Source organism: Streptococcus sp. VTCC 12905 (assembly GCF_049893385.1).
In the GTDB taxonomy this organism is placed as follows: domain Bacteria; phylum Bacillota; class Bacilli; order Lactobacillales; family Streptococcaceae; genus Streptococcus; species Streptococcus suis_AA.
In genome coordinates, this window is record NZ_JBMVJC010000002.1 from 1 (window position 1) to 14,812 (window position 14,812).

The window sequence follows — 14,812 nt, forward strand, 5'->3', positions numbered from 1 at the left end:
AGTTCGGCTGAATTTCATCAAAATCAGCTTGAATCTATCTGTGTTTTTTATTTACTGGCTAGTTTTTGCCCAGCCTCATTATCTATTTAACCACGAAAGAAATTTGGTCTTGCTTTATAAAGGAGAATTAGTAAAATGCAAGCAATTGCTGTTGAAGGAAGTATATAGCTGATATTGTAGGTAAAGGAATAAATCCAAACGGGTGTGTCAGCAGGAGCGTAGTCAGCATAGAAGATAATTCCTGCTAAAAAATTGGCAAAAAACCTTAAGCTAGCACCTAAAAAACTAGCTGACATTATCGTAATTGATGCCTTGGATAATGTCGTGTTCCTATGTAGAGTTGGTGCAAATAATCCTGCAATACCAATTCCTGCGTAAGATAGTACATAATCAAGAAAAACTTGAAAAACATTTAAAAAGTAACCGCCATAAAATAATTGTATTGTCCCGACTATTAAGCCAGATAAGATGCCTACTAACCAACCGTGGCGGAGAGAAAGAAGTAGAATAGGAAGCATGACTAAGGATACCGATCCACCCTGTGGCATAGTAAAAAGTGGGAGTTTATCAAAGACAAGAGCAATGGCAGAAAAGATAGCTATCTCAGTGAGAACATGTAATTTGGATTGTGACATAAAAAGACTCCTTTGTATATAGTAGGCAAAGGAGTGTTTATAGCGAAGTAGAATATCGTTCTATAAATCACACAATTCCTACGCTAGTGTTAACTAGATCAGGTTCGAGGATTTCGCATATTGCGATCTCAGCCGAAGCACTCCTTTGTGTATATGTAATTAGTAAAATTGTATCATTTTATTCTGGTGTTGTAAATAGTTTTCGATAAACTTCATTTGGATCTTTCAAAGTAGTAATAATATTTAAATCGAGATAATTCTCGAATCCATTCACATAGCCTCGAGAGGTATATTGATGGAGGTCATAGTCCAAATCAGTACTTGGTGCAGCATTGTAGTAGCCAGAATCAACGCCATAGGTGGGAATCCATACAGCATCAAATTTATCAACATTGATACTGTGATCTTCCATAAAATAGATGCCGACATAAATACCAATGTTTTTAGCACCGAGAGATTCTAATTCTTGTCTGAAAGCCTCGACACCACCATTCATATCATCCATGGTATGTTCTTCAACATCCAACCAATAAAAGGTGGGGTTGTATTTATTGGCTGCTTCGTAAAAACTACGAGCTTCCTCTTTCATACTATCAATACTATTCCCAGTAACGTAGGCGTAAACAGCAACAGGGATATTTCTAGCCTGAAATTCTTTAATGTGGGTATCAAATGCTTTATCTAAACCATTTTCATCAGTAGCGGTGTTTTCATTCTTCGTATGGGAGCCACTTTGAATCCGAACGATTGCTCCCGAAATATTTTGACTAAGTGTATCATAATCAATCTCAGATGGACGTTGCCATGCTGAGACGTCGATAATAGGTTTCATTTCAAGAGCATTGGTAATATAGTAGCTTGAACTAGGAATTGTCTCAATTGATGTTGGATAAGTATTTGACTGTGTAATAGTAGTTTCTTTACCGGCGGTCGCTCTGTTACCATACACACCAGAAATAAAAATGATGGTAAAAAAGGTCAGGAAGAAACCGATAACAACGATTGGTTTTAATTTCTTTCTCATCAAACCAATTTTACCCTAAATCATTGGAAAAATCAAATAAATTAGTTTGAAGATAGATTGTATTTAAAGGATTTTCTTGACTTATAGACAGGAAAACGATAGGCTAATATTTAGAACAAAATGAGATAGGTGGAAGAGGTGTACTCAACAAAAAAATTAACCCGATTGGTTGTTTTATCAGCGCTAGCAATTGTTTTTAGAATAGTATTTGGAGCATTTCCCAACATAAAACCTGTAACAGCTATTTTTTTAGTGAGTCTTTCCCATTTTACCTTATTTGAAGGATGGATTTTGATGGGGCTGACAATGATTGGTAGTGGTTTATTGTTTGGTTTCGGTGTCGTTGTTCTATGGCAGGTTCTCAGTTTTGGTCTCGTTCAGTTGATTTGGTGGATTTTGATTCGCCCTCAAATCTTAAAAGAGAGAATTCCGTTATGGCTGCAGAGCCTAGTAGCTGGTTGCTTTGTTTTTATTTATGGCATGTCCATTAGTTTGCTCACTGCAATTCAATTCGGAATTCATCCGATAATCTATTGGTTAAATGGAATAGTTTTTGATTGTCTACACATGATCTCTACCGTATTATTTTATCCCATCATCCATCATATTTTTAGGAGATTTTACAAATGAAAAAAATTAGTATTTTACTCACTCTTTTCTTGACCTTTTTGTTGGGGGCTTGTGCAAATACATCGTCCCAGACATCCGGGTCTACAATTGATATCACATTACAAATTACAAATAAAGATCAGGTGAATCGTCAAAAAGTAACGGCAAATCAAGGTGATAACGTGATGAATATTTTAAAAGCTCACCATGACATTGAAGAAGACAATGGTTTAATAACCAAGATTGACGGCATCAGTCAAGATACCAGTACCAATACCTATTGGATGTATAAGGTTAATGGAAAGTTAGCTGAAAAAGGCGCAAATGACCTAAAGGTGTCTGACGGAGATGAGATTGAGTTCTATCTTGAAACGTTTGAATAATTCATAATGGCTTCGGCCATTTTATTATTCAATTCAATAGTCTGGTTCCGAATGTTTACTGTTTATCTTATAGAAAGTGATAAGTATTTTTATACAAAGTATGCTATAATAATAAGCATACTCCAGAAAAGGTTGGAATATAAATGAAAATTGATAAGCGACACTTGCTGAATTATTCCATACTCATTCCCTACTTTATTTTATCGATAATAGGATTGGTTATGGTCTACTCAACAACTAGTGCCACACAGATTATTAATGGGGGAAATCCATTTAGAACGGTGATTAACCAAGCTGCCTTTTGGGTTGTTAGCTTGATTGCGATTTATACGATTTATCGTATGAAACTTAGTTTTTTGCGGAAAAAAGCAGTTATCTATTCCGTTATCTTTATTGAAATTGTTCTACTTGCTATTTCTCGTTTGTTTACTCCCATAAATGGGGCGCATGGTTGGATACCAGTTCCTGGTATAGGTAGTCTCCAACCAGCTGAATATTTGAAGTTGATTATCATTTGGTATTTGGCACATGAATTTGCTAAGAAACAATCTGATATTCGGACATATGATTACCTGTCTTTGATTAAGGGAAGATGGATTCCAAGAGAGTTTACAGATTGGAGAGTTATTAGCCTTCTACTTCTTGGATTGGTTGCCACTCTGCCGGATTTGGGAAATGCTACAATTATCACCCTGATTATTGTTGTTATGATTAGTGTAAGTGGCATCGCTTATCGATGGTTCTCAACCGCTTTGATAGGAATTGTTGCTGCTTCCGGACTTGTACTTGGTACCATTCGTATTCTTGGATTAGAAACTGTTGAGAAAATTCCACTTTTTGGTTATATAGCTCGACGGTTTGCAGCTTATTTCGATCCCTTTGGTAATGCTACCAGTTCAGGCTTGCAATTAACTCATTCATACTATGCGATGAGTAATGGTGGTTGGCTTGGGCTTGGCTTAGGAAACTCAATTGAGAAAAAAGGCTATCTGCCTGAGGCTCATACAGACTTTGCCTTTTCTATTGTCATAGAAGAACTTGGTTTTGTAGGAGCAAGTCTCATTTTGGCTATACTATTCTTTTTGATTATCCGCATCATTGTAGTTGGTGTTCGTGCTCGCAGTCCATTCAATTCGATGATGGCGCTTGGTATAGCAGGAATGCTTTTAATTCAGACATTTATCAACATAGGAGGAATTTCTGGATTGATTCCCGCTACGGGTGTAACTTTCCCATTCTTGTCGCAGGGTGGTTCTAGTCTCTTGATTATTTCCATCGGAATTGGGTTTGTTTTAAATATTGATGCGACAGAAAAACGTCGTTTGATTGAAGAAGAAGTTGAAAGAACCTTAGTCTAATTTATGAAAAATATGAGGTGAAAAGATGTCTATCCAAAAGCTAGAAAATTATAACAATAAAGAAGCTATCCGTGAAGAAGTGACGATTTTGACGAATATCTTACAAGATGTGGCTCGTGAAATGATGTCTGAGGATACATTTGCAGCTATTTGCCAGCTAGAAGAATTATCTGTCAAAGATGATTACTCTAAGTTGATTCAGATTATTGGACAATTGACAAATGAAGAGTTGGCAGATATTTCAAGGTATTTTGCTGTTCTACCTTTATTAATCAATATTTCCGAAGATGTCGATTTAGCTTTTGAAATCAATCACCAAAACAATCTTGGAAAAGATTATCTAGGGAAAATTTCAGCCACCATTGATATGGTATCTCAACATGAAGATGCTGCGGAGATTTTAGAAAAACTAAATGTTGTTCCTGTATTAACTGCCCATCCGACACAAGTTCAACGTCAATCTATGTTAAATTTAACTAAACACATTCATGAACTCTTGCGTCGCTACCGCGATGTTAAGATGGGATTATTGAATCGTACAAAATGGGAAGATGAATTGCGTTGCTATGTTGAAATTATCATGCAGACAGAAATGACGCGTGAGAAAAAACTAAAGGTAACCAATGAAATTACCAATGTAATGGAGTATTACAATTCCTCATTCATCAAAGCAGTTACAAAACTACAACGAGAATATAAACGTCTGGCCGCTGAAAAAGGAATTCAGTTGATGAATCCTCGCCCCATTACAATGGGAATGTGGATTGGTGGTGACCGTGATGGAAATCCATTTGTTACGGCTGAAACCTTGAGACTATCAGCCTTAACACAGTGCGAAGTGATCATGAATTACTATGACCAGCAATTGGAAAAGTTGTATCGTGATTTTTCACTTTCTACAACCATCACTAAGGTTAGTCCTGCTGTGCAATATCTTGCTGATTTGTCTGAGGATGCTTCGGTTTATCGTGAAAACGAACCTTATCGTCGGGCCTTCCACTACATTCAGATGAAACTGGCAAATACAAAAGATTACTTTGTTTACAATAAGGCTTCAGATGTGCGCTACGCAAATGTTGGTGAGTTTAAAGCAGATGTTCTAGCGATTAAACAATCATTAATTGACAACAAGTCTGCAGCATTAATCAAAGGTGACTTGGCTGAGTTATTGGAGGCGATAGAGGCGTTTGGTTTCTATTTAGCTACAATTGATATGCGCCAAGATTCTTCTATCCTTGAAGCTTGTGTTGCTGAATTACTTGCATCTGCACGCATCGTTGAAGATTATTCTAGTCTATCTGAAGAGGCAAAATGTCATGTCCTATTAAAACAACTAGAAACAGATCCACGTATTCTCTCGGCAACCTATGTTCCAAAATCCGAGCAATTAGAGAAGGAATTAGCTATTTTCTCTGCAGCTAGGGAGTTAAAGGATAAGCTGGGTGAGGAAGTTATCAAACAACATATTATTTCACACTCAGAAAGTGTATCTGATTTATTGGAATTAGCTGTATTATTGAAAGAAGTTGGATTGGTTGATTCAGATAAGGCACGTGTTCAGATTGTTCCACTTTTTGAAACAATTGAAGACTTAGATAATGCGTCAGATACCATGCGCCAGTACTTGCAATTGGACTTGGCAAAACGCTGGATTGCAGACAATAAACACTATCAAGAAATTATGTTGGGTTATTCTGATTCAAATAAGGATGGTGGTTACCTTTCTTCTGGTTGGACATTATACAAGGCTCAAAATGAACTGACAAAAATTGGTCAAGAAAATGGAATCAAGATTACGTTTTTCCATGGACGTGGTGGTACAGTTGGACGTGGTGGTGGTCCATCATATGATGCGATTACTTCTCAACCATTCGGTTCCATTAAAGACCGGATTCGTTTGACTGAACAAGGGGAAGTCATTGGTAATAAATACGGAAATAAGGATGCAGCTTACTATAACCTTGAAATGTTGGTATCAGCAACCTTGGATCGTATGGTAACACAAATGATTACTGATCCTAATGAGATTGGTAACTATCGTGAAACAATGGATGAAATTGTTTCTGAAAGTTACACAATCTATCGTGACCTTGTTTTCAATAATCCGTATTTTTATGATTATTTCTTTGCGGCCAGTCCGATTCGAGAAGTCTCTAGTTTAAATATTGGTTCTCGTCCAGCGGCGCGTAAGACAATTACTGAAATAGGTGGTCTCCGTGCGATTCCTTGGGTATTCTCATGGTCTCAAAACCGTGTAATGTTGCCAGGATGGTATGGAGTTGGTTCTAGTTTCAAACGCTTTGTGGATAAAGACCCAAATAATTTGGCAAAATTACAAAAAATGTATGAATCATGGCCTTTCTTCCGTTCGCTCTTATCGAATGTTGATATGGTACTGTCAAAATCTAATATGAATATTGCTTTTGAATATGCCAAAATGTGTGAAAGCGATGAAGTGCGAAGTATTTTCCACACCATTTTAGATGAATGGCAATTGACCAAGAATATGATTCTATCTATTGAACAAAATGAGGAACTATTGGCAGAGTTGCCTTTCCTTAAAGCCAGTCTTGACTATCGTATGCCATACTTCAATGTGTTGAATTATATTCAGATTGAATTGATTCACCGTCTCCGTCGTGGAGAGCTTAGTAAGGAGCAAGAGAGTCTCATCCATATTACGATTAACGGTGTCGCAACAGGACTTCGTAATTCAGGTTAATGTTAACTGATTGAAAACAACTTCTTCTCGGAGGTTGTTTTTTACTGCTCTAAAAATGTATAATAAAATTTGGAAGTGTGTAACCATTTCGGATGATATTCGTTATATAAGTGAAAGGAGGAGATGATCATCGAAATAGATGATTATGAAAAAGAAGTTCTTGCCATTGCAGAGGAAATTTGCTTTTATCTGCAAAAATCAGGGGCGACACGTGCGGATAGCCGGGATATTGCCCAAGATGTGCTTGTAAAAATTCTAGAATCAGATATTGTCCTTCCTTTTGAAAAGATGCGAGCTTGGCTGTATCGTTCAGCAGTCCGTACATATATTGACAAGTACAGACGTGACAAACGCTATCATGAAATTCTTCAGAGAGATTTTTTCAGACAAGATATGCTTGTTCTATATGATCAAGAAAACTATGAGGAGCTCTATCAAGCAGTGAATGAGTTGCCTAGTCAAGACAAGGTTGTGATTGACCTTTACTATTTTCAAAATATGAGTGTCAAGGAGATAGGGCATATTTTAGGTTACAGTCAGAGTTGGGTAAAAATTCATCTGTTTAGAGCTAGAAAACAAGTGGCGAAATTATTAAAAGAGAGAGGGTATGAAGATGAAATCTTTTGAAATAGCAACGAAGAAAAATAAACGAAAACAACTGTGGAAAACAGTTCTCCTCGCTAGTTGCTTAGTATTTACTTTATTGGTAAGTGGAATTTTTGCATTACGAATTTTTTCTGATTATCGTAGTAAGCAAGCAGAGGAACTATTTGATGCAACTTTTCAAGCGGCTTATCCCAATGTAGAACCAAATATGACCTTCGTGAACCAGACAGGTATTGTCTGAGGTTACATCGATTATTCATTATTGAAAAATCTTGCAGGTGTCCCAATTGCATTTGGGCATTTGGAGGTAGAATATAGTATTTATGGAATCTTTTCAAATTTTGGACAATACTTTCCGCTAACCTCTGGTGACTATCAGTATCATCAAGATAGTAATTCCAAAATTCCAGTTTTCTATAATACCGAATGCCTTGACAATCGTGTAGGAAATGAATTATCATTTGTTAAAGACATGCAGGGCCAATTGGTCGAGATAGCTATTACATTTGATAGGAAATACACATTTAGGGAAATAAAAGATATGATTCCTAGCAATCTCAAAAAAAAAATTGGTATTGGATAGGAACAAATAGCAGTCAAACAAGAGTAGAAGACCTGCCTTTGGTCAGCATATTTGGAATGGATTCTGATGATGTAGTTGCAGTAACGCAAGAGGAATATTCAGATATGCAATTTCCATATAAAAGTCCAATTAATGCTATGAAAATCTTGCTGGAATATAATAACTATAGCCTGTCTCCTTCAGCAAGAGGAATCTTAGAGAGCTATGTAGACAAATTCGGAGAAATTGATTTTACTAAGCAAGAAGATATCAATAAACTTGAATTTGCTGGAATTATCCTTACAGGTAAAGCAGAAGATTTCGGACAATTTGAAGGGAAACAGTGGGTATATGCTTCGAGTATTGGGGCCTCTATACCCATGCAACCCTATTATCAACTTGACTATTGGGTATTAGTTGATAGGAATTTGAATGTATCGAAAGTAAGGAAAGCTTTCTTCAAGTATGAAATTGCATACCTTCCAAAAAAGACATAGAATCGGCGTCCGTAAGGAAATTATACGGATGCCTTTTTTCATTTCGTGGGAATATTTTTTGATGCGATAGTTACCACCAGACAAAGAAAACGTTTGCATAAATTTTGGAAGAATGTTAAAATGGGTAGGCTAGGAGGTAGCAATCATGATAGAATTGACAGCTCTTTTTCATCGTCCTGATTCAGAGTATGCATATTTATATAAGAAAAATGTGGTTCATCTTCGTTTCAGAACCAAAAGGAATAATGTACAGTCAATACGTGTACACCATGGAGACCCCTTTATTTTTTACCAACAAGGCTATCAATACCAAACAGAAATGGAAATTGTAGCTAGTGATCAGCTATTTGATTATTGGCAAGTGGAAGTCGGAGCTGATTTTGCCAGATTGCAGTACTTGTTTGAATTGACGGGGTATGATGGGAAACAGATTCTATTTGGAGATGTTGGTCCACTGGATGCTACAAGTAATAACATTAGTCAATTTATGAACGGTTTCAAGTTGCCTTACTTGCATGAAGCTGATCGATGTCAAGTACCAAGTTGGGTTTCGGAAACAATTTGGTATCAGATTTTTCCTGAACGGTTCGCTAGAGGAAAGAAAAATACTAATAAACAGGAGTATAGAGATTGGAATCCAGACTTGGCTCCAACTACAAGTGATTTTTTTGGTGGTGATTTAGCAGGAATTACTGAGCATTTAGACTATCTACAAGACTTGGGCATCACAGGTTTGTATCTTTGTCCTATTTTTATAGCGCCGAGCAATCATAAGTACGATACGAGTGACTACTATCAAATTGATCCTCAATTTGGTACTACTGACGACTTGAAGGAGCTGATTAAGGAAGCTCATAACCGTGGCATTAAGGTCATGTTAGATGCTGTGTTTAATCATATTGGTTATCAATCTAAGCAGTGGCAGGATGTCCTTAAAAATGGAGAGCAATCAGTTTATCGAGATTGGTTTCACATTGATCGGTTTCCATTGGTTGAAGTTCATGATGGTAAAGAAAATCTGCATTATGAGACCTTTGCCTTTCATGGAGAAATGCCCAAACTCAATACATCAAACTCCGAAGTGAGGAATTATCTTTTGGGTGTTGCACGGTATTGGATTGAGGAATGTGACATCGATGCCTGGCGCTTGGATGTAGCTAATGAGATTGATCATCAATTTTGGAAAGAATTCCGTAAGACAGTTCTATCTGTCAAACCCGATTTTTTTATTCTAGGAGAAATTTGGCATAGTGCTCAATCATGGCTGATTGGAGACGAGCACCATTCAGTAATGAATTATCCGCTTGCCAACGCAATAAAAAAATTCTTCCTCAAGGGAGAACAAACATGTGATGAATTCCTCGCTTCCTTGAATAGTCAGCGGTTCACCTATCGTCAACAGTCAAGAGAAGTGTTATTTAATCTTTTAGATTCACATGATACAGAACGCATTTTGACGACAGCCAATGGAAATACGGATGCAGTAAAATCAGCCTTGGTTGCTCTGTTCTTCCAAGTAGGAAGTCCGTGCATCTATTATGGAACAGAAGTTGGGATGATTGGTGGGGAAGATCCAGATTGTCGTAGGGTTATGCCTTGGAAAGAAGAACAGCAGGACAAAGAGTTACAAGCATTTGTGAAAGAAATGATTCACCTAAGGAAGTCTTATCAACATCTTATTTTGACAGGAACATTCTCACTTCAGTCTACGGAAGATCAGTTACTTCTCATGACTTATAAGGATGGCAATCGGTCACTTACCATCTATTTCAACCAAGGGGAAATGTCAGTGCCCCTGTCAGGAGATCAGCAAGTCATTTTAGCCAATGGTATAGAGGGAATTGGACTAAAAAAAGTGTTACAAGCGGGGGGAGTAGCCCTTGTAGAAGGGGTATAAATTAAAAAACGATAGAAAATGCTTGCAATTCTGCTACAATTTGATAGAATAGTAAGGTAAAGTTAGACCGTATTGCCTACTGTCTATCTATAAAATATATTTTATTGGAGGCTTTTACCAAAATGGCAAAAGAAAAATACGATCGTAGTAAACCCCACGTTAACATTGGTACAATTGGACACGTTGACCACGGTAAAACTACTTTGACTGCAGCTATCACAACTGTATTGGCACGTCGCTTGCCTTCATCAGTTAACCAACCTAAAGACTATGCGTCTATCGATGCTGCTCCAGAAGAACGTGAACGCGGTATCACTATCAACACTGCACACGTTGAGTACGAAACTGAAAAACGTCACTATGCTCACATCGACGCTCCAGGACACGCGGACTACGTTAAAAACATGATCACTGGTGCTGCCCAAATGGACGGTGCGATCCTTGTAGTAGCTTCAACTGACGGTCCAATGCCACAAACTCGTGAGCACATCCTTCTTTCACGTCAGGTTGGTGTTAAACACCTTATCGTCTTCATGAACAAAATTGACTTGGTTGACGATGAAGAATTGCTTGAATTGGTTGAAATGGAAATCCGTGACCTTCTTTCAGAATACGATTTCCCAGGTGATGATCTTCCAGTTATCAAAGGTTCAGCTCTTAAAGCGCTTGAAGGTGACACTAAGTACGAAGACATCGTTATGGAATTGATGAACACTGTTGATGAGTACATTCCAGAACCAGAACGCGACACTGACAAACCATTGTTGCTTCCAGTCGAAGACGTATTCTCAATCACTGGTCGTGGTACTGTAGCATCAGGACGTATCGACCGTGGTACAGTTCGTGTTAACGACGAAATTGAAATCGTTGGTCTTAAAGAAGAAAAAACTAAAGCAATTGTTACTGGTGTTGAAATGTTCCGTAAACAACTTGACGAAGGTCTTGCCGGCGATAACGTTGGTGTGCTTCTTCGTGGTGTACAACGTGATGAAATCGAACGTGGTCAAGTTATCTCTAAACCAGGTTCAATCAACCCACACACTAAATTTAAAGGTGAAGTTTACATCCTTACTAAAGAAGAAGGTGGACGTCACACTCCATTCTTCGACAACTACCGTCCACAGTTCTACTTCCGTACAACTGACGTAACTGGTTCAATCAAATTGCCAGAAGGTATTGAAATGGTAATGCCTGGTGATAACGTTACTATCGACGTTGAATTGATCCACCCAATCGCCGTTGAACAAGGTACTACTTTCTCTATCCGTGAAGGTGGACGTACTGTTGGTTCAGGTATGGTTACAGAAATCGAAGCTTAATTCGATTGAGTTCCCAGATTTAACAATTATTTGTCAGACAACAAAAATTGTAACTCTCTACCAGGTGGTAGAGAGTTTTTCTGTAAGTATTCATAAAATACACAGAAATTCTTTAATCTTCGCTGAGATTATGCTATAATGAACCTTGTAAAATAAAAAAGAAGAGGTATGTGAAATGTCACGTAAACCAATCATTGCCGGTAACTGGAAAATGAATAAAAACCCTCAAGAAGCACAAGCTTTCGTTGAGGCGATTGCAGGAAAATTGCCTGCAGGCGATAAAATTGAAGCAGCTATCGCAGCTCCAGCTGTAGATTTGAGCGCTCTCTTGTGGTTTGCTAAAGATTCTGAATTGAAAGTTGCTGCTCAAAACTGCTACTTTGAAGATGCAGGCGCCTTCACTGGTGAAACTTCTCCAAAAGTATTAGCTGAAATGGGCGTTGACTATGTTGTTATCGGTCACTCTGAACGTCGTGATTACTTCCATGAAACAGACGAAGATATTAACAAGAAAGCCCATGCAATTTTCCGTAATGGAATGACTCCAATCATCTGTTGTGGTGAATCTCTTGAAACTTACGAAGCTGGTAAAGCAGTTGAATTCGTAGGAGCTCAAGTTTCTGCAGCTTTGAAAGGTTTATCAGCTGAGCAAGTCGCTTCATTGGTAATTGCTTACGAACCAATCTGGGCAATCGGTACTGGTAAATCAGCTACTCAAGATGATGCGCAAACAATGTGTAAAGCAGTTCGCGATGTTGTTGCAGCTGACTTTGGTCAAGAAGTTGCTGACAAAGTACGTGTTCAATACGGCGGTTCAGTAAAACCTGAAAATATTGCTGAGTATATGGCTTGTCCAGACGTTGACGGTGCCCTTGTAGGTGGTGCATCACTCGAAGCAGAAAGCTTCTTGGCTTTGTTGAACTTCTAATATATGAAAAAGGACTTTAGATTTCAAAATCTAAGTCCTTTTCAAATTCTAATTTATGAGATAAAGAGATGAGAGTCAAGACTATTTTAGAACCCATTCTCTTAATGCATATGCGACACCATCTTCATCGTTTGACTTGGTGATATACTTGGCGATTTTCTTCAGTTCAGGATTACCATTTTCCATGACTACTGGATTTCCAACAACCTCCAACATTGGACGATCATTTTCTTGATCACCAATAGCCATCGTTTGATCCATAGTTAAACCAAGTTTTTCCGCTAGATGAATGATAGCTTGTCCCTTGTTAACAGTTTTAGGGGTGATTTCCAAATAAAATGGTGCTGATTTTGCCACGTTGTACTTCTCCGTCAAACTAGTTGGAAGTAGTGGGATAGCAGCGTCAAGGATTTCAGGTTCGTCTACCATCATTGTCTTGATAATCTCTTTACCAACCATTTCTTCAGGAGTGCGGTAGAAAATAGGAGCACTTACAAGTGTTGATTCGTAGATAGTGTATTTTCCGATATTGCGGTTGGCCGTGTAGATTCCTTCTTTTGTACTTGCATGCATGGGCAGGTTAAATTTACGAGCAACCAATTCAATATCTGAATAGTCATCATAGCTTAATGTATCTTTTACAATATCTTCACCAGTTGCGGCATCCTGTACCAGTCCCCCGTTAAAGGTGATGACATAGTCACCAGTGTCTGTTAAGTTGAGCTCTTCCAAGATGGCACGGACTCCAGAAATAGGGCGGCCTGTAGCAATAACAATTTTTACACCCGCTTTTTTGGCCTCTTGAATGGCTGCATGAACTTCGGCCGTAATTTGGCGTTGGCTATTTAAAAGAGTACCATCAATATCGATAGCAACAAGTTTAATACTCATGAAGAAAGGTCTCCTATGTTAAAATGATCATTATGTATATAGCTAAGGAAAGTAGCATTTTGTTCGGCAAATATACCTGTATCCACTAACATTTCTTTTGGGAAATAAAATCGGCTGTCGCCATGGATAGTCCCAGATAGGGAGTGGACAATTGGTGATAGAGTAGAAAGCTCTACCAAACTTTCGTCTTTACGATAGATTTCAATTTGTGTTCGTTTCTTTTCGGCATTTGGTCTGTATATATCATAAGGTAAATCAAAATTGTGGTGGATTGCGGTATAGTATTCTGGATCAAAACCTACTTTAGCGACAATACTTCGTAGAATATCCAACTGATTTTCTTGATTGCTCTTAAATGTAATAGATTTAAATACCTTTCGATTGATATATCGTTCTGCTAAATCAGATAAAATACGGTCAGGACCATCTATCCAAGACTGAAAATAGGTGTTCATCACGCCATCATCAAGTGCGAGATAGTCTGTTAGACGAATACGATGTTCAAAGAATGGCAAGAGGCGAGGGGAAGTGCGCGCAAAGAAGTCTTGCTCGCTAGTATACAGAAGTTTTGCCCGATTGAGTAAGTTTTGTAACAAAACCTCCATTGAGCGACTTGCTGGATGGAAATAGACTTGCATATACATTTGGTAACGACTGAGAACGTAATCCTCAACCGCATGCATACCAGATTCTTTAAAGGCAATGCCATTTTCTGTAGGACGAATGACACGCAATATTCTAGTCAGGTCAAATTCACCGTAGCTGGCACCTGTAAAATATGAATCTCGTAGCAGATAATCCATGCGGTCAACGTCAATTTGACTAGAAATCAATTGAACGACCTGTTTATTTGGGTAAGTATGGTTAATCACACTGGCTACTCTTTCTGGAAAATCAGGGGATACTTGTTTCAGTAATGCATTGATTTCAGTTTCAGGGCTAGTTATGATAGTGCACGTCATTTCCTCATGGTCGGTATCAAATAGGCGCTCAAAGGTATGAGAATAAGCACCATGACCGACGTCATGTAATAGAGCCGCGACCATGGTCAAAAGTGATTCATTTGAATCCCAAGTATCTGGGTATTTATCTTCAAATTTTTGAGTGATTCTTCTGGCAATTTCATAGGCACCGAGACAATGTGAAAAGCGACTATGCTCACCACCATGGAAGGTATAGGAAGTTGTTCCTAACTGCTTGATGCGTCGTAGTCGTTGAAATTCTTTTGTATTAATCAGATGGTAAATAAGTTCTTGCTCGACGTGAACATAGTTGTGAACGGGGTCACGAAATACTTTTTCAATCATACTTTCATTATAGCAGAAAAAGCTAATATTTTCCTTATTTTTTCTAAAACACAAGGATATTGTTATGTACCAAG

15 protein-coding genes and 1 riboswitch are annotated in these 14,812 nt (G+C 38.0%); of the genes, 11 read left to right on the forward strand and 4 right to left on the reverse strand.

What is annotated here, in order from left to right; translation table 11 throughout:
* Positions 1-86: 86 nt before the first annotated feature.
* Positions 87-635, reverse strand: a complete 549-nt coding sequence (gene thiT / locus ACPC58_RS00880) for an energy-coupled thiamine transporter ThiT (protein ID WP_274504647.1) — start codon at positions 633-635, stop codon at positions 87-89.
* A 58-nt stretch (positions 636-693) separates the two neighbouring features.
* A riboswitch (TPP riboswitch) is annotated at positions 694-790 on the reverse strand.
* Between the two features lie 23 nt (positions 791-813).
* Entirely contained in the window at positions 814-1,659 is an 846-nt protein-coding gene (locus tag ACPC58_RS00885) for a glycoside hydrolase family 25 protein (RefSeq protein WP_434064961.1), read from the reverse strand.
* 138 nt (positions 1,660-1,797) lie between these two features.
* Between ACPC58_RS00885 and ACPC58_RS00890 the strand changes: the two genes are divergently transcribed.
* The 11 genes from ACPC58_RS00890 (at position 1,798) to tpiA (ending at position 12,540) form a co-directional block, all read left to right on the forward strand.
* Positions 1,798-2,289, forward strand: coding sequence for a hypothetical protein (locus tag ACPC58_RS00890; protein WP_434064962.1), 492 nt, complete (start codon positions 1,798-1,800; stop codon positions 2,287-2,289).
* Entirely contained in the window at positions 2,286-2,651 is a 366-nt protein-coding gene (locus ACPC58_RS00895) for a DUF4430 domain-containing protein (RefSeq protein WP_434064963.1), read from the forward strand. The genes ACPC58_RS00890 and ACPC58_RS00895 overlap by 4 nt, the downstream gene beginning before the upstream one ends.
* A gap of 143 nt (positions 2,652-2,794) precedes the next feature.
* Entirely contained in the window at positions 2,795-4,009 is a 1,215-nt protein-coding gene (gene ftsW, locus ACPC58_RS00900; protein ID WP_434064964.1) for a cell division peptidoglycan polymerase FtsW, read from the forward strand.
* 25 nt (positions 4,010-4,034) lie between these two features.
* Positions 4,035-6,731 carry a phosphoenolpyruvate carboxylase gene (gene ppc / locus ACPC58_RS00905; protein WP_434064965.1) on the forward strand — a complete coding sequence of 899 codons (2,697 nt, stop codon included), beginning with the start codon at positions 4,035-4,037 and terminating at the stop codon, positions 6,729-6,731.
* A gap of 123 nt (positions 6,732-6,854) precedes the next feature.
* Positions 6,855-7,358, forward strand: a complete 504-nt coding sequence (locus ACPC58_RS00910) for an RNA polymerase sigma factor (RefSeq protein WP_434064966.1) — start codon at positions 6,855-6,857, stop codon at positions 7,356-7,358.
* Positions 7,339-7,578: a sigma factor regulator N-terminal domain-containing protein gene (locus ACPC58_RS00915; protein WP_434064967.1), complete on the forward strand. Its 240-nt coding sequence runs from the start codon at positions 7,339-7,341 to the stop codon at positions 7,576-7,578. The genes ACPC58_RS00910 and ACPC58_RS00915 overlap by 20 nt, the downstream gene beginning before the upstream one ends.
* 21 nt (positions 7,579-7,599) lie before the next feature.
* A complete protein-coding gene (locus ACPC58_RS00920; RefSeq protein WP_434064968.1) occupies positions 7,600-7,920 on the forward strand; it encodes a hypothetical protein in 321 nt (106 codons plus the stop codon).
* 56 nt (positions 7,921-7,976) lie between these two features.
* Positions 7,977-8,396, forward strand: coding sequence for a hypothetical protein (locus ACPC58_RS00925; protein WP_434064969.1), 420 nt, complete (start codon positions 7,977-7,979; stop codon positions 8,394-8,396).
* Positions 8,397-8,544: 148 nt separating this feature from the next.
* Entirely contained in the window at positions 8,545-10,293 is a 1,749-nt protein-coding gene (locus ACPC58_RS00930; protein WP_434065036.1) for a glycoside hydrolase family 13 protein, read from the forward strand.
* Between the two features lie 122 nt (positions 10,294-10,415).
* Positions 10,416-11,612 (forward strand): elongation factor Tu, encoded by a 1,197-nt coding sequence (tuf, locus tag ACPC58_RS00935; protein ID WP_434064970.1) that lies wholly within the window; start codon positions 10,416-10,418, stop codon positions 11,610-11,612.
* Between the two features lie 175 nt (positions 11,613-11,787).
* A complete protein-coding gene (gene tpiA, locus ACPC58_RS00940) occupies positions 11,788-12,540 on the forward strand; it encodes a triose-phosphate isomerase (RefSeq protein ID WP_418127136.1) in 753 nt (250 codons plus the stop codon).
* 81 nt (positions 12,541-12,621) lie between these two features.
* Here tpiA and yidA read toward each other — a convergent pair whose 3' ends face one another.
* Positions 12,622-13,431 (reverse strand): sugar-phosphatase, encoded by an 810-nt coding sequence (gene yidA / locus ACPC58_RS00945; RefSeq protein WP_434064971.1) that lies wholly within the window; start codon positions 13,429-13,431, stop codon positions 12,622-12,624.
* Positions 13,428-14,738, reverse strand: a complete 1,311-nt coding sequence (locus ACPC58_RS00950; RefSeq protein WP_217374798.1) for an HD domain-containing protein — start codon at positions 14,736-14,738, stop codon at positions 13,428-13,430. The genes yidA and ACPC58_RS00950 overlap by 4 nt, the downstream gene beginning before the upstream one ends.
* Positions 14,739-14,812 lie beyond the last annotated feature (74 nt).